The sequence below is a fragment of the Campylobacter concisus genome (assembly GCF_001891085.1).
Classification (GTDB): domain Bacteria; phylum Campylobacterota; class Campylobacteria; order Campylobacterales; family Campylobacteraceae; genus Campylobacter_A; species Campylobacter_A concisus_O.
In genome coordinates this window covers 240,877-259,334 of the sequence record NZ_JXUP01000003.1, presented here as the reverse complement: position 1 = coordinate 259,334, position 18,458 = coordinate 240,877, and the positions used below count along the sequence as shown (strand labels likewise).

The 18,458-nt window shown below is 40.7% G+C and carries 18 protein-coding genes and 2 rRNA genes; 10 read left to right on the top strand and 10 right to left on the bottom strand.

Translation table 11 applies throughout. The features are described from left to right. Positions 1-186 precede the first annotated feature (186 nt). From TH67_RS03275 to TH67_RS10775, 3 genes are all read left to right on the top strand, one after another. Positions 187-3,092 (top strand): 23S ribosomal RNA (locus TH67_RS03275). A 133-nt stretch (positions 3,093-3,225) separates the two neighbouring features. Further along, positions 3,226-3,344: ribosomal RNA gene (rrf, locus tag TH67_RS03270) — 5S ribosomal RNA — on the top strand. Between the two features lie 222 nt (positions 3,345-3,566). After that, complete coding sequence (locus TH67_RS10775) at positions 3,567-4,010, top strand: ComEA family DNA-binding protein (RefSeq protein ID WP_072594341.1); 444 nt, start codon at positions 3,567-3,569, stop codon at positions 4,008-4,010. Positions 4,011-4,159: 149 nt separating this feature from the next. Here TH67_RS10775 and TH67_RS03260 read toward each other — a convergent pair whose 3' ends face one another. The 3 genes from TH67_RS03260 to TH67_RS03250 all read right to left on the bottom strand — a co-directional run bounded on the left by TH67_RS03260 (position 4,160) and on the right by TH67_RS03250 (position 5,590). Continuing rightward, positions 4,160-4,576 carry an Rrf2 family transcriptional regulator gene (locus TH67_RS03260; protein ID WP_072594340.1) on the bottom strand — a complete coding sequence of 139 codons (417 nt, stop codon included), beginning with the start codon at positions 4,574-4,576 and terminating at the stop codon, positions 4,160-4,162. Between the two features lie 124 nt (positions 4,577-4,700). Next, positions 4,701-5,138 (bottom strand): NAD(P)-dependent oxidoreductase, encoded by a 438-nt coding sequence (locus tag TH67_RS03255; RefSeq protein WP_257638030.1) that lies wholly within the window; start codon positions 5,136-5,138, stop codon positions 4,701-4,703. A gap of 185 nt (positions 5,139-5,323) precedes the next feature. Continuing rightward, positions 5,324-5,590, bottom strand: a complete 267-nt coding sequence (locus TH67_RS03250) for a cupin domain-containing protein (RefSeq protein ID WP_257638024.1) — start codon at positions 5,588-5,590, stop codon at positions 5,324-5,326. A 259-nt stretch (positions 5,591-5,849) separates the two neighbouring features. Between TH67_RS03250 and TH67_RS03245 the strand changes: the two genes are divergently transcribed. The 7 genes from TH67_RS03245 (at position 5,850) to TH67_RS03215 (ending at position 11,798) form a co-directional block, all read left to right on the top strand. Beyond that, on the top strand, positions 5,850-6,734 hold the full coding sequence (locus tag TH67_RS03245) for an ABC transporter six-transmembrane domain-containing protein (RefSeq protein ID WP_072594339.1): 885 nt from the start codon (positions 5,850-5,852) through the stop codon (positions 6,732-6,734). Next, entirely contained in the window at positions 6,712-7,632 is a 921-nt protein-coding gene (locus TH67_RS03240) for a cation diffusion facilitator family transporter (protein WP_072594338.1), read from the top strand. The genes TH67_RS03245 and TH67_RS03240 overlap by 23 nt, the downstream gene beginning before the upstream one ends. Before the next feature lie 118 nt (positions 7,633-7,750). After that, a complete protein-coding gene (lepA, locus tag TH67_RS03235; protein WP_072594337.1) occupies positions 7,751-9,541 on the top strand; it encodes a translation elongation factor 4 in 1,791 nt (596 codons plus the stop codon). 172 nt (positions 9,542-9,713) lie between these two features. Beyond that, positions 9,714-9,944: a 2-hydroxymuconate tautomerase family protein gene (locus TH67_RS03230; RefSeq protein WP_009294206.1), complete on the top strand. Its 231-nt coding sequence runs from the start codon at positions 9,714-9,716 to the stop codon at positions 9,942-9,944. Continuing rightward, on the top strand, positions 9,938-10,660 hold the full coding sequence (locus tag TH67_RS03225) for a hypothetical protein (RefSeq protein ID WP_072594336.1): 723 nt from the start codon (positions 9,938-9,940) through the stop codon (positions 10,658-10,660). Before TH67_RS03230 ends, TH67_RS03225 begins: the two co-directional genes overlap by 7 nt. Positions 10,661-10,671: 11 nt before the next feature. Further along, positions 10,672-11,229: a YajG family lipoprotein gene (locus tag TH67_RS03220; protein ID WP_072594335.1), complete on the top strand. Its 558-nt coding sequence runs from the start codon at positions 10,672-10,674 to the stop codon at positions 11,227-11,229. Continuing rightward, complete coding sequence (locus tag TH67_RS03215; protein ID WP_072594334.1) at positions 11,229-11,798, top strand: ComF family protein; 570 nt, start codon at positions 11,229-11,231, stop codon at positions 11,796-11,798. The genes TH67_RS03220 and TH67_RS03215 overlap by 1 nt, the downstream gene beginning before the upstream one ends. A gap of 99 nt (positions 11,799-11,897) precedes the next feature. Here the strand turns inward: TH67_RS03215 and TH67_RS03210 are convergent, their stop codons facing one another. The 7 genes from TH67_RS03210 to TH67_RS03180 form a co-directional block, all read right to left on the bottom strand. After that, positions 11,898-12,536, bottom strand: a complete 639-nt coding sequence (locus TH67_RS03210) for a YggS family pyridoxal phosphate-dependent enzyme (protein WP_180371720.1) — start codon at positions 12,534-12,536, stop codon at positions 11,898-11,900. After that, positions 12,533-13,642 (bottom strand): RIP metalloprotease RseP, encoded by a 1,110-nt coding sequence (gene rseP / locus TH67_RS03205; RefSeq protein WP_072594333.1) that lies wholly within the window; start codon positions 13,640-13,642, stop codon positions 12,533-12,535. Before rseP ends, TH67_RS03210 begins: the two co-directional genes overlap by 4 nt. A gap of 196 nt (positions 13,643-13,838) precedes the next feature. Continuing rightward, positions 13,839-14,384 carry a CDP-diacylglycerol--glycerol-3-phosphate 3-phosphatidyltransferase gene (gene pgsA, locus TH67_RS03200; protein ID WP_072594332.1) on the bottom strand — a complete coding sequence of 182 codons (546 nt, stop codon included), beginning with the start codon at positions 14,382-14,384 and terminating at the stop codon, positions 13,839-13,841. A 33-nt stretch (positions 14,385-14,417) separates the two neighbouring features. After that, positions 14,418-15,206 (bottom strand): enoyl-ACP reductase, encoded by a 789-nt coding sequence (locus tag TH67_RS03195; RefSeq protein ID WP_054196728.1) that lies wholly within the window; start codon positions 15,204-15,206, stop codon positions 14,418-14,420. Further along, a complete protein-coding gene (dapA, locus tag TH67_RS03190; RefSeq protein WP_054197407.1) occupies positions 15,206-16,075 on the bottom strand; it encodes a 4-hydroxy-tetrahydrodipicolinate synthase in 870 nt (289 codons plus the stop codon). The genes TH67_RS03195 and dapA overlap by 1 nt, the downstream gene beginning before the upstream one ends. A gap of 26 nt (positions 16,076-16,101) precedes the next feature. Further along, entirely contained in the window at positions 16,102-17,343 is a 1,242-nt protein-coding gene (locus TH67_RS03185; RefSeq protein WP_072594330.1) for a M16 family metallopeptidase, read from the bottom strand. Positions 17,344-17,354: 11 nt separating this feature from the next. Further along, on the bottom strand, positions 17,355-18,428 hold the full coding sequence (locus TH67_RS03180) for a quinone-dependent dihydroorotate dehydrogenase (RefSeq protein ID WP_072594329.1): 1,074 nt from the start codon (positions 18,426-18,428) through the stop codon (positions 17,355-17,357). Positions 18,429-18,458: the final 30 nt, after the last annotated feature.

Here is an 18,458-nt window from a genome sequence, read left to right as displayed (position 1 = left end):
AAAGATTTAAATTTCTATTCTCTTTGCATTTAATGCAGAAGTTTGACATCACAAACTATTTAGGATTTAAAACTTATCTAAATAGTTGTCAATGCTTTCCGTCTTGAGAGCTAGAATTTAAATATAGTAACATAAAGTTATCTTTAACAAGGAAGTGATGCGAATTAGAATAATCTAATATAGAAAAGGTAAGCTACAAAGAGCAAGTGGTGGATGCCTTGGCTAGTAGAGGCGATGAAAGACGTGCCAGGCTGCGATAAGTCTCGGGGAGCCGTCAAGGGGCTTTGATCCGGGAATTTCTGAATGGGGCAACCCAACTAATAGAGATATTAGTTACCGTATAACGGAGCGAACGAGGGGAATTGAAACATCTTAGTACCCTCAGGAAAAGAAATCAAAAGAGATTACGCTAGTAGCGGCGAGCGAACGCGTAAGAGGGCAAACCGTTAGTTTACTAACGGGGTTGTAGGACTGCAATATAGACTAAACTTAGCTAATAGAATAATCTGGAAAGATTAAGCATAGAGGGTGATACTCCCGTATATGAAAGCTTTGTTTTACTTAGCAGTATCCTGAGTAGGGCGGAACACGTGATATTCTGTCTGAAGCTGGGTAGACCACTATCCAACCCTAAATACTACTACTAGACCGATAGTGTACAAGTACCGTGAGGGAAAGGTGAAAAGAACTGAGGTGATCAGAGTGAAATAGAACCTGAAACCATTTGCTTACAATCATTCAGAGCCCTATGATTTATCAGGGTGATGGACTGCCTTTTGCATAATGAGCCTGCGAGTTGTGATGTCTGGCAAGGTTAAGGAAACCCGGAGCCGTAGCGAAAGCGAGTCTTAATAGGGCGTTTAGTCAGACGTTGCAGACCCGAAACGATGTGATCTATCCATGAGCAGGTTGAAACCGGTGTAAGAGCCGGTGGAGGACCGAACCCGCTAGCGTTGAAAAGCTATGGGATGACTTGTGGATAGGGGTGAAAGGCCAATCAAACATCGTGATAGCTGGTTCTCTCCGAAATATATTTAGGTATAGCGTCATGTAGTAACACTAGGGGGTAGAGCACTGAATGGGCTAGGGCATACACCAATGTACCAAACCCTATCAAACTCCGAATACCTAGTGTGTAATCATGGCAGTCAGGCGGCGAGTGATAAAATCCGTCGTCGAGAGGGGAACAACCCAGACTAACAGCTAAGGTCCCTAAATCTCATTTAAGTGGAAAACGATGTGGAGTTACTTAAACAACCAGGAGGTTGGCTTAGAAGCAGCCATCCTTTAAAGAAAGCGTAATAGCTCACTGGTCTAGTGATTCTGCGCGGAAAATATAACGGGGCTAAAATGAGTACCGAAGCTTTAGACTTAGTTTTACTAAGTGGTAGGAGAGCGTTGTATTTGCGTTGAAGGTATACCGGTAAGGAGTGCTGGAGCGAATACAAGTGAGCATGCAGGCATGAGTAGCGATAATTGGGGTGAGAATCCCCAACGCCGTAAACCCAAGGTTTCCTACGCGATGCTCGTCATCGTAGGGTTAGCCGGGTCCTAAGCAAAGTCCGAAAGGGGTATGCGATGGAAAATTGGTTAATATTCCAATGCCAACTATAATGTGCGATGGAAGGACGCTTAGAGTTAAGCAAGCTAGCGGATGGTAGTGCTAGTCGAAAGGTGTAGGTTAAGATCCAGGCAAATCCGGATCTTTTTAAGCCGAGACCCCACAGGCGTTTGAAGTTCTTCGGAATGGATAGCGAATTGCCGATACTGTCGAGCCAAGAAAAGTTTCTAAGTTTAGTTATAGTTGCCCGTACCGTAAACCGACACAGGTGGGTGGGATGAGTATTCTAAGGCGCGTGGAAGAACTCTCTTCAAGGAACTCTGCAAAATAGCACCGTATCTTCGGTATAAGGTGTGCCTAACTTTGTGAAGGATTTACTCCGTAAGCATTGAAGGTTACAACAAAGAGTCCCTCCCGACTGTTTACCAAAAACACAGCACTCTGCTAACTCGTAAGAGGATGTATAGGGTGTGACGCCTGCCCGGTGCTCGAAGGTTAATTGATGACGTTAGCTCTGCGAAGCGTTTGATCGAAGCCCGAGTAAACGGCGGCCGTAACTATAACGGTCCTAAGGTAGCGAAATTCCTTGTCGATTAAATATCGACCTGCATGAATGGCGTAACGAGATGGGAGCTGTCTCGAAGAGGGATCCAGTGAAATTGTAGTGGAGGTGAAAATTCCTCCTACCCGCGGCAAGACGGAAAGACCCCGTGGACCTTTACTACAGCTTGACACTGCTATTGGGATAAAAATGTGCAGGATAGGTGGGAGGCTTTGATCCATAGACGCCAGTTTATGGTGAGCCGTTGTTGAGATACCACTCTTTTTTATTCTGATAGCTAACTAGCTTGAGTTATCCTCAAGTAGGACAATGTCTGGTGGGTAGTTTGACTGGGGCGGTCGCCTCCCAAAATGTAACGGAGGCTTACAAAGGTTGGCTCAGAACGGTTGGAAATCGTTCATAGAGTATAAAGGCATAAGCCAGCTTAACTGCGAGACATACACGTCAAGCAGAGACGAAAGTCGGTCTTAGTGATCCGGTGGTTCTGTGTGGAAGGGCCATCGCTCAAAGGATAAAAGGTACCCCGGGGATAACAGGCTGATCTCCCCCCAAGAGCTCACATCGACGGGGAGGTTTGGCACCTCGATGTCGGCTCATCGCATCCTGGGGCTGGAGCAGGTCCCAAGGGTATGGCTGTTCGCCATTTAAAGCGGTACGCGAGCTGGGTTCAGAACGTCGTGAGACAGTTCGGTCCCTATCTGCCGTGGGCGTAAGAAGATTGAGGAGAGTTGACCCTAGTACGAGAGGACCGGGTCGAACCAACCACTGGTGTACGAGTTGTTCTGCCAAGAGCACCGCTCGGTAGCTATGTTGGGATGTGATAACTGCTGAAAGCATCTAAGCAGGAAGCCAACTCCAAGATGAATCTTCTTTTAAGAGCTCATATAGACTATGTGTTTGATAGGCTGGGTGTGTAATGGATGAAAGTCCTTTAGCTGACCAGTACTAATAGCTCGTCTGCTTATCTTTTAATAAGCATCACTTCCTTGTTAAGGATAAAAACTTAATAAGATATGTTTTTATAAAACTTTGTTTATGACTTTTAACTTTATCAAGTAGTGTTAAATAAGAGATTTATATGATATATCTTTTATTTAACACTGCCCGTGACTATACAGACGAGGAAACGCCTTGCTCCATCTCGAACCAAGAAGCTAAGCTCGTCCTGGCTGATGATACTCTCCCTTACTGGGATGTTGGAAAAGTAGGTCGTTGCGGGCTTTGTTAGTTTTTAATCTTCTTTATCTAAACAATCTTCTTTTAATATTATTTTTTTAATTTATAACAAAATATCAAATATTACATTTATTTATATTTTTAAATAATCAGACTCTTTATCTCTATGCTTATAAATATCTCTTAGTTTATGCTTTTATACGAGTATTGACTAAAAACACCAAATATGATAGACTCCAAACCCAAATTTACCCAAAAAGGACAAAAATGAAAAAGATTATATTCTCACTATTAGCAGCAGCTTCTACATTACTAGCAGCCATAAATTTAAACACCGCCACAAAAGAAGAGTTAATGAGTTTAGATGGCATAGGATCTTCAAAGGCAGATGCAATAATAGAGTATAGAAAAGCAAATAAATTTAACTCAATAGAAGATATAAAAAATGTAAATGGTATAGGCGACAAGACATTTGAAAATCTAAAATCAGATATATCAGTATCAGGCACTACAAAGATAGATGACACAAAATCAAAAATAAAATCTAAAAAAGATGAGATAAAAGAAAAAGCAAGTAAAAAGAGCGATGAAGTAAAAGAGAAAAAAGATAGTGCTAAAGATGATAGTATAAAAGAGATAAAAGATAATAAAGAAAAGCTAAAAGATAAAGCACAAAAGAGTAAAGCTAAAAAAGAGAAAAGCAAAGAGTAATATAAAGCTAGAAATTTATAAAAATTCTTACATAAAGTATATAAAAATAGTTAGGAGCACATGGTGCTCCTAATAAATAAAATAGATTGGTTTTTATATATTTGCCTACTTTTTAAATTCTATAACTTAGTTTGCCTACTTTTTAAATTTTATAAATTAATAAGTTCATCTAATAGATCTTGTAAAGTAATACTTCTTAAACTATCCTCTAAAGCTTCTTGTGCTTTTAGGAGGTGGTTGGTTAAGAGTCCCTCGATCTTGCCACCAAGCGGGCAGGCTTTAGGTGAGTCAGAGTGGATCTTAAAAAGTTTTTCTTTATCATTTACTGCGTTAAAAATTTGAAGGAGGGTTATATCTTTTGGCTCTCTCGCAAGACTCACACCACCAACTCCAGCTACAACATTCACAAGTCCTGCAGCCTTTAGAGTGCCAAGCAGGCGCCTAACTATGACAGGATTTGTGTTTATACTACCTGCTATAAATTCGCTCGTGACTTTCTCGTCTTTGAAAAAACAAGCTGCTAAAATTACATGGATCGCGGTTGAAAACTTAATCCCTACTTGCACAATCGTCCTTGAAATTTTCTCTGATTATACTTTAAATTTTTACTAAAAGCAGTTTTTTTAGTTTAGATTTGACAAGCTAGCTTTTTTGCCAGCTATGTCAAATCTATAATTTTATGCTCGCTCACTAACTGCTGTGAAGCGTTTTTGTATAAATTTTTTGTTTTTTTAGCTCGTCTATGATCGCAAGCGCAAGGTCTGCATAGCTTATATAGCTCTCATTTTTTGAGTTTAAGATGAGATTATCTCCACCAAGCACGTATTTACCGGTGTGAGCGCCGTTTGCGTTGTAGTCGCCTGCTGGACTTACATACGTCCAAAGCACATTTGTGCTACCTTTTAGCTCAAAATATGACTCCGCCGTAGCCTTTGCCACGCCCATATATGCCGCTGGGAAGTCTGGGGTGTCCATGACCATAGTGCCTTTGCTATCAACAAATAACGTACCAGCGCCAAGAGCTACGATGAGCCTTGTACTAGTGCCTTCTAGTAAATTTACTAGGTGAGCGGCCACTTTTTTGTGAAGTGGAAAAGTCTCTTCGCTCCATGCTGCAAATGCGCTGATAACCGCGTCAAAGCCTGTTAGATCAGCTTTTGTAGGCTAAAAAATATCTTTTATAGATGACTTTTGCGTCGTCGTTTTACTCTTTGTTTCTAACGATCGCCGAGTTTTGAAGCCATTTTTAGATAAATTTGCACCGCTTTTGCCGTTTGTGCCTAAGATTGCTATTTAAATTTTGCTTTTTAAATTTACAGCCAGCTTGGCTTTACGTCATCAACTATCACGCCGTCAGTCATAGTGTATTGCTCTAGGCTACCGCGTTTTGTCTGGATGCAGATCATTTTGATGCCGTTTTTGCCAGCTTTAAAGCACCTTTTACCATCTGGATCTATGCGCACCGCGTCGCCTTTGCCTACTTTTAGCACCTCACCGTCGATGAAAAGCTCACCCTCACCCTCTAGGATGATGTAAAGCTCCTCGTTTTGCTTATGTGCATGGACAAATGGCACGCTCACATTTGCTGGAAGCTAGTTTATAGATACTTCACAGCCAGTTAAATTTAAAGCCTCTTTTAGCTCGACTCTTGGCGCATTTGCGATCTTTGCAACTTGAAAATTTTTCATTTTATTCTCCTTATTTTTTTGTTGTAATCTTTTTTCTTACAACTGATGAGCGAAGTATAATAATTTTTAGCTGTAATGTCAATAGTTACAACAAAAATTTTTCGAAATTTATAAATTTTGGCTAGAATTCGCGAAAATTTTAGGAGTAAATTTGCAAAATAACGCCTTTAAAACGCTAAAGAGCATAGCTACCGAGCACAACAAAAGGCTTATTTTGACCTTTGCTTTAGTGCTAGCAGAGAACGGACTTTTTCTAGCATACCCGATATTTGCGGGCTTTGCGATCAACGCAATTATGCAAGGAAACACATCAAATGCCCTCATTTACGCACTTTTTGTGCTCATAGCGTGGCTTGTAGGAGCCATTAGGCGCCGCGTGGATACGCAAGTTTTTGCAAATATCTACGCAAAGCTTGCTGTAAATGTCATCATGAATGAAAAACAAAATGCCAAAGACGACTCCGCCATCATCGCCAGAGTAGCGCTCTCGCGAGAGTTTGTAAATTTCTTTGAGATGCATTTTCCTATGTTTTTTACATCGGTTATTTCGATCATCGGCTCAGCGTTTATGCTCATCTTTGTTGAGCCAAAGGTCGCTGTGGCGTGCTTTGCCGTGATGATCGTTTTTCTTATATTTTTACCAAGATATATCAAGAAAAATGACGACCTTTATCTTCGCTTAAATGATCGCCTAGAAAAAGAGGCAAAGGTGATAGGTGTTTTTAATAAAAGCACGCTAAATAGGCACTACGATGTCGTTTCTAAATTTCGTATAGCGATCTCAAACAGGGAGGCGATGAGCTATTTTATCATCGGTATTAGCGCTTCGCTGCTCTTTTTGGTGGCGATAATAGTGCTAAGCTCGCAGCAGACAAATGCCGGCAACATCTACTCTGTGATGACCTATATATGGAATTTCGTCATCAGCCTTGACGACTCGCCAAAGCTCATCGAGGAATTTTCAAATTTAAAAGATATCGGCAAGAGGATCGACGCCGAAAAGAAGGATAATGATGCACAACAAGAGCGTTCTTAGAAATTCGTTTTTTCTAATTTTCACGTTTATGATAGTTGAGGCCGTTTTTGGCTTCGTTTCAAACTCGCTTGCGCTTATTAGCGACGCATTTCACATGCTCTCAGACGCTGCGGCTCTCTTTTTGTCGCTGGTTGCTTTTAAGATCGCAGAAAAAAGGGCAAATTTGCAAAAGACCTTTGGCTACAAAAGGGTCGAGATCATCGCTGCTTTCATAAATGCTATCGCTCTTATCGCGCTGGCTATCTTTGTCATAGTCGAAGCTATCATCAGACTTTTTAACGAGCCAGAGATCAAAGCTGAGACGATGCTTTTTGTTAGCATTTTGGGGCTTGTGGTAAATTTAGTCGTGGCTATTTATATGCATAAAAGTGCTGATGCAAAAGAAAATTTAAATATGAAAGGTGCTTATTTGCACGTGCTTGGCGATACGCTTGGCTCGGTTGGTGCCATTATTGCAGCGCTTCTTGTGATGAAATTTAACTTCACTCAGGCCGATAGCATCGCAAGTATCTTTGTCTCGCTACTCATCATAAAAAGTGGCGCTAGCTTGCTAAAAGATAGCTTTAATATCCTGATAGAAGCCGTGCCGCTTAAGCTTGATACGGATGAAATTTTAGGCGTTATAAAGGGCGTAGATGGCGTTAAAATCGTGCATGACCTGCATATCTGGGCGATAAATGCTGGCACAAATGCGCTCATAGCCCACGTGGTGGTGGATGATGCTTTAAGTGTGGCTGAAATTTCAAAGATGATAAAGCGCATTGAGCATGAGCTTTCTCACGCAGGCATCGGTCACGTCACGCTTCAGTTTGAAAGTGAGAATCTTGGACATAAAGACGATCTCATCTGCGAGTTAAATGACGATGAAGGACATGAGCACTTTGGACATTGTCATTAAAATTTTTAAGAATAGAGCCAAGCTCTATTGGCGGGCTTATGATAAAAATATATTTATTGGCATTTAAATCAACTTTAGGCAAAATAAAGCCTAAAATTTAGTAAAAAGTAAAACTTATATGAAAAACATTAGAAACTTTAGCATCATCGCTCACATTGACCACGGCAAAAGCACGCTTGCTGATCGCCTCATTCAGGAGTGTGGCGCCGTAAGTGACCGTGAGATGAGCTCGCAAATCATGGACACGATGGATATCGAAAAAGAGCGTGGCATCACGATCAAAGCCCAGTCTGTCCGCCTAAACTACGCACTAAATGGCGAAAATTTTGTTCTAAATTTGATAGACACCCCAGGACACGTTGATTTTAGCTACGAGGTAAGCCGTAGCCTAGCTAGCTGTGAGGGTGCGCTGCTTGTCGTGGATGCTAGCCAGGGCGTGGAGGCGCAAACCATCGCAAACGTCTATATTGCGCTTGAAAACAACCTAGAGATCATCCCAGTCATCAACAAGATCGATCTGCCAGCGGCTGACCCTGCTAGGGTAAAAGACGAGATCGAGCACATTATCGGACTTGACTGCTCAGGAGCGATCGAAGTGAGCGCAAAAACAGGCGTTGGCATAAAGGAGCTACTTGAAGCGATCATCACGAGGATCCCTGCGCCAAATGGCGACGTAAGTAAGCCTACAAAGGCGCTAATCTACGATAGTTGGTTTGACAACTACCTTGGTGCGCTTGCTCTTGTGCGTGTTTATGATGGTGAAATTTCAAAAAACGATGAAATTTTGGTCATGGGTACAGGTAAAAAACACATCGTGCTAGACCTCATGTATCCAAATCCTATAGCTCCGATCAAGACCAAAACGCTTAGCGCTGGCGAGGTTGGCATAGTCGTGCTTGGTCTTAAAAATGTTAGCGACGTGCAGGTGGGCGATACGATGACGCAGGCTAGAAACCCGCTAAAAGAGCCAGTTGGCGGCTTTGAGAGGGCTAAGCCGTTTGTTTTTGCGGGACTTTATCCAATAGAAACTGATAAATTTGAAGATCTGCGTGACGCGCTGGATAAGCTAAAGCTAAATGACAGCTCCATTAGCTATGAGCCAGAGACCTCGGTCGCACTTGGATTTGGCTTTAGGGTTGGCTTTTTAGGCCTTCTTCATATGGAGGTCGTCAAAGAGAGGCTGGAGCGTGAATTTGACCTAGATCTCATCGCCACAGCGCCAACTGTGACTTATGAAGTCATCCAAACTGATGGGCTAAATTTAAAGATCCAAAACCCAAGCCAGCTGCCGCCTGTAAATAAAATAGACTCGATCCTTGAGCCATACGTGAAGGCTACTATCATCACGCCAAGCGAGTTTTTGGGCAACATCATCACGCTCTTAAACAACCGCCGCGGCATACAAACGAAGATGGACTACATCACGATTGACCGCGTTTTGCTTGAGTATGACATACCGATGAATGAGATCGTGATGGACTTTTACGACAAGCTAAAGTCAAGCACCAAAGGCTACGCGAGCTTTGACTATGAGCCTAGCGACTACCGCGTGGGCGATCTAGTAAAGCTTGATGTCAAAGTGGCCGGCGAGACGGTCGATGCGCTCTCTATCATCGTGCCTGAGAGCAAGGCGCAGACAAAGGGCAGGGACTTTGTAAAAGCGATGAAAGAGATCGTGCCGCGTCAACTCTTTGAGGTGGCGATACAAGCGAGCATCGGCAATAAAATCATAGCTCGCGAAACCGTAAAATCAATGGGCAAAAACGTCACAGCCAAGTGCTACGGCGGCGACATCACTCGTAAGAGGAAGTTGCTAGAAAAGCAAAAAGAGGGTAAGAAGAGGATGAAGGCGATAGGAAAGGTGAATTTGCCGCAGGAGGCGTTTTTATCCGTCCTAAAAATAGACTAGAGGCGTGCCGTGAGCGCCTTTGAATGAGCTTTAAATTTTCTCTCTTCGATGGACTATTTGTCCTATCTTGATCGAAAATTTATGCGCAACATCCAAAATCATCTCACGACATTATGACTTGTCTTATGCTGTTTTGATAGGTTTAAATACTAAATTTGCAAAAAGGAGCACTATGCCATTTGTGAAAATTTGCGTGACAAAAGAGGGCGATAGCCCAAGTGTGGAGCAAAAAGAGAAGATGATAAGCGGAGTTACAAAGCTAATAAGCGAAATTTTAGGTAGAAGCGCTCAAAATACCGTTGTCATTATCGATGAGATCGATACGAATAACTACGGCATCGCAGGCGAGAGTGTGAAAAATCTCCGCAAAAAACAAAAAGAGCAAAAGGAAGTAAAATGCTAAGAATGACATTACTAGCAGTTTTTGCAGCTATCTTTCTAACTGGTTGCGTGGCTAAAGCTAGCCTTTGTCTATCGTGTGAGGGTATAGACGGTGTGCAAAGTGCGAGCATAAACAGCGAAGATAAGATGTATTTTGAAGAGGTTATGAGGATACCGGCTGACTGCAGCGCTTGTAAAGGCAGGGGCGATGGTCTTTTTATAAATGGTGTTAAATACAAAAGTGATGTAGCAATAAACTGCTGCTTGGAAAAAAACATGATCGATACTAATGTTGGATTAAAAAAGGTTTATTTCCACAGGATCGTCGATGCCAGAAGTAGTGCAAGATCGATATATTACACAGGTGTTGAAGGAAATACTGCAGTTTTTAACTCAAATCCGCGCCTTGAAGTGCTTTTTTACATGTTTTTGCAGCGTGAGTTAAATTCTCGCGGGATCGTTGTTGTCGATACTCAAACATCGCCTTATACGTACAGGCTTGATTTTAGATTTGACGAGCTTAGAGGAAGCTATTCGGGAAGTTCAGAAATTTTAAATGGACATCTAAATGGGCTTCTTATCCTTTCAAATATAAATTTCAAAAAAACGTTACCTATCTCGACTAGGCACCATGTGGAGAAGCTAGAGGCTTCAGAGTCTGGTCAGTTTGACTTTTTTATCGCACTTTTAGTTAAACAAGCCGCGATAAAAGTAGCCGATGAGATCACTAAACTTTAAAAGGAAAAACGATGAATAAATTTAAATTTTTAGCTATTTTTGGACTTTTTGTTTTGTTTTTAACTGGTTGTGCGCCAAGTCAAAGTGTTGTCGCATTTGATCCATATAAGGCTGCTGCAAGCCAGCAAAATAGCGGCTTTGAGGCCTATATAAGCGCAGTGTATGACAACCGCAAAAACAAAAGTACCATTGCTACGATCACTGATAGTAAAGGCACAGTAAAAGAATATGTCGTGCTTCAAAACGATCTTGCTACTTATTTTAGCGATTCGCTCAAAAAAGAACTTATGGCGCGCGGTGCAAATGTAAATGGCATGGGTGGCGTTGTAGTTGAAATTTTTATCAACGAATTTGAAGCAAATATGAGCGGATACGGCACTGATAATACAAAAGGCAATATTAAGATTACACTTAAGATCCAAAAAGGCGATCAAAGTATCGTTAAAAATATTTCAAATAATCAAACCAAATTTGAGTTAATTCCCACAGGTGGAGCGTTTAAGCCATTCTTAACAGACATCATCAACGACGCCGTTAAACGCTCTGCGATCGCTATCTTAAATAGCTGATGTTTTGTGCGTTTTGCAAGAGCTTTACGCTAAAGACATTTTGTAAAACCTGCTCGCAAATTTTAAGCGAGCCAAGCCCTGTAGTAAGAGAGCTAGAGGGCTTTAAAATTTATAGCTTTTACGGCTACTCTGAGATCAAAGAGCTTATCCACTCAAAGCACCAAATGCACGGACTTTTTATCTATAAAAATTTAGCCAAATTTGCATTTAAGAAATTTGCTAAAAGCTTTAGCTTTCCGGAGAAAGTCTATGCTCTGCCTATAGATGATAGAGTTCATTTTGGCTACTCACACACGGCTATTTTGGCAAATGCACTAAGGGCTAAAAATCTAAAGCCCATATTTCATGCACTGCATGCAACCAGTAAGATCAGCTATAGTGGTAAGGATTTACAATTTAGACAAAATAACCCAAGAAATTTTAAAATCCTAAAAAAGATCACTGCTCCAGTTATTTTAGTAGATGATATCGTAACTACTGGCACTACGATACTTGAGGCTAGAAATACTCTAGAAAAAGCTGGCGTAAAAGTACTTTTTGCTCTAGTTTTGGCTGACGCTAAACATTAAATTTTAATTTTTTTTGCCTAAGTCTTTTTGGCTAGAAATTTACATAGCTCCAGCAGTAATCTATTTCATTAGTGGTAGGGGCGTACAAAAGCGATAAATTTATAGATAAAGCATTGTCCCAAGGCGAATCATATTTGAGCCGCATTTTATCGCTAGCTCGAAGTCACTACTCATACCCATCGAGCAGATAGTTGCACCTTTTGGCTTTAGGCTATCAAAAATTTTATAAGTTAGCTCAAAGCTCTTTTGAATCTCTTTTGGCTCATCCACATGCGCTCCGATACTCATCACGCCTTTTAGATTGATATTTTTGCACTCGCTTTGGATGCGCCCATAAATTTCTGCCGCATTTGCTACGCTTACACCTTGCTTTGTATCTTCATCAGCTGAGTTTATTTGAAGCAAGGTGTCTAGCTTGTAGCTAAGCCTTTTATCGACCTCTACGGCCCTTTCAAAGCTATCGCAGCTTTGCCAAAGTGTGGGCTTTAGGCTTATCATTTGATTTATTTTGTTATTTTGCAAACGGCCGATCATATGCCATTTTATATCAGTAAAATTTTGCAGTTCTAGCTCTTTTTTGGCTAGCTCTTGGACTCTATTTTCGCCAAAATTCCTTTGCCCTTGTGCGTAAAGCTCTCTTACTTCAGTACTTGTGACATTTTTGCTAACGGCGATTAGCGTCACGTCTTTGCTTAAATTTTCGATCTTTTCTAAAAGCTCTCTTAAAACTATCATCATAAACCTCCACTTAATCTCATAATATCATTAAATGTCGCGAGCACCATGATGCCAAGCAGTAGCGCCCAGCCACAGTAGGTAAGAGCAACAAGCACTCGCTCATTTATTTCGCGTCTAAAAGTTAGCTCATATAAGTTAAAAAGTATGTGCCCACCATCAAGTGCTGGGATGGGGAATAAATTTAGGACACCTAAATTTACTGAGATTAAAGCGACGATCGTCAAAAGTACGCCAAGACTTATTTTTGCGGCTTTTGAAGTGACATCAGCGATCTGTACGATGCCACCGACCTCTTTTAGCGGCACAGCTCCACTTACTAGTTTGGTAAAGCTTTTAAAGATTAGTTTTGATGCCTCGATCGTCTCACTAAAGGCAAAATTTATGCCTGCAAGACCAGTATGGTAAATTTTTATCACTTCTCCATTTGGAGAAATTCCGATCAGTGGGCGCTGCACCTTTTCATTAAATAGATTTATCGTCTCGCCTATTTTTGGTGTTAAATTTATAGTCATTTGCGAGCCGTTGCGATCTATCAAAATGGTGCTTGGCTCAAGCTTTACATTTTTACTGATCTCATCCCACTCGTTTATCTTTACGCCATTTATTGCTAAAATTTTATCATTTTTAGCTAGCCCAGCACTTGCAGCTGCCGAGCCTTCAGCTATGTGGCCTATACTTGGCGCAAGTCTTTCAACTCCGATAGATCCAAGCAAAATGTATATGAAAAACGCCAAGATAAAGTTGAAAAATGGCCCAGCAAAGAGGATGTAAATTCGCTTTATCGGACTTAGCACGTTGTAGCTGTCAGCGTCGTAGTTTTTTGCCTTTGGGTCGGTGTCGTCTTGCCCTTTTAGCTGCACGTATCCGCCAAGTGGGATCGCGCTTAGGCAGTAGTCGGTGCCGCCAACGTTTTTGGTGTAAATTTTCTCGCCAAAGCCAATACTAAAGGTATTTACCTTTACGCCAAGCGTTCTTGCTGCCAAAAAGTGGCCAAGCTCGTGAAAAAATATGAGAAAACTAATGGCTAAAACGGTCACTAAAAAATAAAACGAATACGCATAAAGCCCGATGCAAAGCAGGGCTAGCGTGAAGAGAATGCCTTTCAAAACTTACCTTTTTTTGAAAAATTGATGAGATTTTAGCCAAAATTTATAAATTTACTCTCAAACGGCATTTAACTAAAAATTTCTTTTAGCTAGGAGAAATTTTTAACTTGATTTTACTTATTTTGAAAATGAAGATTTGATTATTTATATAAATTTTTGCAAGTAAAAACTTTGGGTCTTACGAGCGAAAGAAATTTTAGCTCTTTTTCATCGCCTTTACATAGGCAAAAATATACTCAAATCCAGAATAAAGCGTAAGCGCAACAGCTATCCAGAGCAAAAGCTCGCCACCAGGCCAGCTCATCAGTAAAAATCCAACCGCAAACATCTGCGAGACTGTTTTTACTTTGCCAGCCATTGATGCAGCGACCTCGACACCATCACTTGCCATCACGACACGAAAGCCAGTTATAAAAAACTCCCTTACCAAGATGAGATAAACAGCCCAAGCGCTCGCTCTACCAAGCATCATAAGGCCTAAAAATGCAGCCAAGATCAGCATCTTATCAGCTAGTGGGTCAAGGATAGTGCCAAGTTTGGTCTTTTGATCCCAACTTCTGGCGATGTAGCCGTCAAAAAAGTCAGTCACCGAGGCGATCACAAAAATAAGAGCTGCGAAGTAGTTTATCCAGCTTATGTGAATTTGCGTAAAAATTCCTGGCGCATTTACAAGCATAAAAAACATAAGTGGAGCCAGTAGTATCCTAAAAAATGCCAATGCGTTTGGTAAATTTAAACTCACAAATATGCCTTTATGCTTAAAATTTCAATCTTCTCATTTAAAGGTCGTGCCACCATCTATTATAAATGTATGTCCAGTCACCCAGCTAGCCTTAGATGAGCACAAAAATAGACATGCTCCGGCTAGATCAGTCGGCTGTCCCATGCGGTTTAGTGGGCTAAGCTTTGCCGTCATATCGCGAACCTCTTCGTAGTTTGTAAAGGCTCTTAGTGCATCTGTCTCGATAGGGCCGCCACTTACGACGTTTACGCGGATATTTTTCTCGCCAAGCTCAGTTGCGGCATATCTTGCCATCGCCTCAACGGCTGCTTTTGCTGTGCCGTGACCTGCGTAGTTTTCGATATAGACTAAATTTCCAGTCGATGATAGGCTAATGATGCTGCCGCCACCCACTTTTTCCATGCGTTTTGCAGCTTCTTGAGTGCCTACGACAAAGGCATTTACTGTTGCTGTAAAGATATTGTTTATGCCTCTTGGTTTTAGCTTCATAAATTTAGTGTATCCACCAGCTACTGCGCGACCTGAGATGATAGCATTTGAGATGAAAAAATCAATCCTATCAAAATCCTCGTCTATCTTTAAAAATAGCTCTTTATAAGTCTCTGGCTCAAGGATGTTTAGCGCGTAGGCTCTAGCTTTTATCTTATAAGTAGCTTCAAGCTCTTTTGCTTGTTCTTTTGCAAGCTCTTCGTTTGAGTTGTAGGTAAATGCTATATTTACACCAGCTTTTGCAAATTCTTCGACTATGGCTCTACCAATGCCTCTAGTTCCACCGCTGATGACTAGTGTTTTACCTTTAAATTCGTTTAGTGTGTCCTTCATTAAAAACCCTTTATTTCGTAATTTTTTATTACTTCTTCTATCTTTTTAAAATTTTCTTTACTTGGTTTGCAAAGTGGCAAGCGGTACTCCAAAGAGTCGATGAGTCCAGCTAGATACATCGCTGCTTTGATCGGTATCGGATTGCTTTCGCAAAAGAGCGTTTTATTTATAGTATATAGATTATCGTTTATTAGTTTTGCTTTTTTGTACTCTTCGTTCATCGCAAGGTGTGTAAGCTCTGAAATTTGATCTGGTAAGAGGTTTGCAGTAACTGATATAACGCCTTTACCACCATTTGATATGATAGGATAGTTGATCGCATCTTCGCCGCTAATGACTACCAAATTTGGCTCGTGAGCCAGTAGATCGACGCATCTATCGATACTGCCTGTAGCTTCCTTGATGCCGTAGATATTTTTGCACTCTTTAAAAAGTCTAAAAACGGTCGCTGGCAAGATATCCACGCCAACTCTACCTGGAACATTATAAAGAAGCACAGGGATTTCAATGCTATTTGCGATAGCTTTGTAGTGCTCGTAAAGTCCTTCTTGGGTTGGTTTGTTGTAGTAAGGCGCAACTGATAGGATACCATCAGCGCCATGGGCTTGAGCAAATTTAGCGATACCAATAGCCTCGTGAGTTGCGTTACTACCAGCACCAGCTAGTACTTTTACATTTGTGCCTTTACATGCATCTACGGCTATTTCGATACAAATTCTATGCTCATCATGAGTTAGAGTTGCACTTTCGCCAGTAGTTCCTACCGGCACGACGACATCTATGCCGTGTTTTATCTGTCTTTTTATTAGTTTTTCAAAACTGACTTCATCTACTTTTTGATTTTTAAATGGCGTAATGAGTGCGGTCATCGCACCTTGAAGCGAATTTTCCACGTTTATTCCTTTTTTAATATTATTGTTGTGCTGGTTTTTTCATTAAAATATCTATTTGCTATCTCTTTTAAAAGCTTGGCATCAATTTTATCGATATTTTTTTCAAGCCCGTAAAGTGGCTTTATGTCGCCTCTAGCAAGGTATGAACCATATAAATTTGCAACCTTGCTTGCACTCTCAAATGAGTAAATAAAATCAGTTTTTATCAAATTTTTAACTCTTAAAACATCATCTTTGTCGATTGGTTTATTTTTTAAATCATCTATGATCTTTAAAATTTCAGCCTCAACCACGTTTGCTTCGACATCTGGGTTGCAAACTGTTAAAAATATAAATAAATTTTCATCAACGCAGCTCATATTATAAGCATAAATTTGATTTACGAGCATTAGCTCATCGATTAGACGTTGCTGTAAAATCGAGCTTTTGCCAGTAGCTAGATACTCGCTTATCGCGTTTAACCCCACTTGATCAGCATGCCTAAAGTCTGGGATCTTGTAAGCGATAGCTAGCATTTGTGTTTGGCTATCTTTATAGATAATGGCTCTTCTAGCTCCATCTTGCTCAGGTTCTTTACAGTGAGATTTTGGGATGGCTCTTTTATTTTTTATGCTGCTAAAATTTTTCTTAGCCAGTTTAAATGCCTCATCCTTGCCGATGTCGCCACTTATCATCAAAATGGCATTTTTTGGCTGATAATATGTAGCATGAAATTCTTTTATGTCGTTGATATTCCAGTTTTCGATATCTTTTATAAAGCCTATCGGAGTCCAGTGGTATGGATGGTAGATAAATGCGTGGTTGTAGAGTCTAAAGTAGAGGTATCCCATAGGGTTATTATCTGTTCGCCACCTGCGCTCTTCATGCACTACGTCTCGCTCTGGCTGAAATTCTTTATCTTTTAGGCTTAAATTTTTCATAAGCTCGGCAAAAAGACCAAGCGTTTTGTCTAAATTTTCATTTGACGCTTTTATAAAGTAGTGGGTATAGTCAAAGCCTGTACTTGCGTTATTTACGCCGCCAAAGCCTTTTACGATCTCATCAAACTCCCCGGCTCGTAAATTTTTGGTTGATTTGAAATTTAGATGCTCTAACATGTGAGCGATGCCACTTTTGCCCATCACTTCGTTTCTTGAGCCAACTTTATAAAAGACATCGACGCTTATCACTTTTGAGCCAGGATTTACTGGTACGTGATAAATTTCTAGTCCGTTTTCTAGTTTTGTTTTATTAAATTTTATCAATCTTTTGCCTTTTATTTTTTAACATCTATGCCGACTGCTTCGCTAATAGAGGCAAAGCCATCTCTTTTTAAAAGCTCTAAAATTTCTAAATTTATATCTCTTGCGATCATTGGCCCTTTAAAGATAAAGCTTGTAAAAATTTGCACTAAATTTGCTCCCATTTTTATGCGCTCATAAGCCTCTGCACCGCTATCTATGCCGCCGCATGCGATAAGTGTCGTCTTACCATAAAGCTCGTCTGCCACGGCTTTAAAGATATCTTTTGACTTTTTGGCGATCACCTTGCCGCTTAGTCCGCCAAAATCCTTTAAATTTGTTGAGTGAGAGAGCGAATAATCAACGCTTGTATTTGAAACGAGCACGCCACTAGCGCCGTTTTCTACCGCGCAGCTACAAAGTTTGATCGCATCTTCATGGCTCATATCAGGAGCTATTTTAAAGATGATCGGCTTTTTAGTTAGTGGCAAAATGACGCTAAAAAGTTCTTTTATGAAGCTCTCATCTTGCAGTGCTCTTAAATTTGGCGTGTTTGGCGATGAGACGTTTATGACAAATGTGTCGCAAATTTCACGAAATTCTCTTACTAAAATTTCATAGTCTTTTATTGCGTCTTCGTTTGGTGTAACCTTGTTTTTGCCGATATTTGCCCAGATCGGCAAAGTATAAGGATAAAGTTTTTTAACTCTATTTTTAATAGCCTCACAGCCATCGTTGTTAAAGCCCATCGCATTTTGAATGCTCTCTTCGTCTATGAGTCTAAAAAGTCTTGGTTTGTCGTTGCCAGGTTGAGGTTTTGGAGTAAATGTGCCAAATTCTAAATACCCAAAGCCAAGAGCTGTGAGCGCTTCAAACATCGTGGCGTTTTTATCAAAGCCGCCAGCTATGCCAACTGGGTTGTGGTAGGTGCTTGAGAATAAATTTTGTTTTAGCGCGTTGTCATCGACCACGCATTTGTGTGCCAAAAAGCTTAGCGAGCCAGGGAAGATTTTATTTGCTCCGACCATCGCTACTTCAGCGATCTTGTGGGCAGTTTCAGGATCAAATTTGAAAAATATAGATTTTAAAGTATTGTAGTTTAAGCTCATTTTAACCTCTTTAAAATGCCTAAAATTTCT

What these genes read in the sequence shown, in the direction of transcription:
- TH67_RS10775 (WP_072594341.1), top strand. Translation starts at nt 3,567, where the DNA reads ATGAAAAAGATTATATTCTCACTATTAGCAGCAGCTTCTACATTACTA.
- TH67_RS03240 (WP_072594338.1), top strand. Translation starts at nt 6,712, where the DNA reads ATGCACAACAAGAGCGTTCTTAGAAATTCGTTTTTTCTAATTTTCACG.
- lepA (WP_072594337.1), top strand. Translation starts at nt 7,751, where the DNA reads ATGAAAAACATTAGAAACTTTAGCATCATCGCTCACATTGACCACGGC.
- TH67_RS03230 (WP_009294206.1), top strand. Translation starts at nt 9,714, where the DNA reads ATGCCATTTGTGAAAATTTGCGTGACAAAAGAGGGCGATAGCCCAAGT.
- TH67_RS03225 (WP_072594336.1), top strand. Translation starts at nt 9,938, where the DNA reads ATGCTAAGAATGACATTACTAGCAGTTTTTGCAGCTATCTTTCTAACT.
- TH67_RS03220 (WP_072594335.1), top strand. Translation starts at nt 10,672, where the DNA reads ATGAATAAATTTAAATTTTTAGCTATTTTTGGACTTTTTGTTTTGTTT.
- TH67_RS03215 (WP_072594334.1), top strand. Translation starts at nt 11,229, where the DNA reads ATGTTTTGTGCGTTTTGCAAGAGCTTTACGCTAAAGACATTTTGTAAA.
- TH67_RS03210 (WP_180371720.1), bottom strand. Translation starts at nt 12,536, where the DNA reads ATGATGATAGTTTTAAGAGAGCTTTTAGAAAAGATCGAAAATTTAAGC.
- TH67_RS03195 (WP_054196728.1), bottom strand. Translation starts at nt 15,206, where the DNA reads ATGAAGGACACACTAAACGAATTTAAAGGTAAAACACTAGTCATCAGC.
- dapA (WP_054197407.1), bottom strand. Translation starts at nt 16,075, where the DNA reads ATGACCGCACTCATTACGCCATTTAAAAATCAAAAAGTAGATGAAGTC.
- TH67_RS03180 (WP_072594329.1), bottom strand. Translation starts at nt 18,428, where the DNA reads ATGAGCTTAAACTACAATACTTTAAAATCTATATTTTTCAAATTTGAT.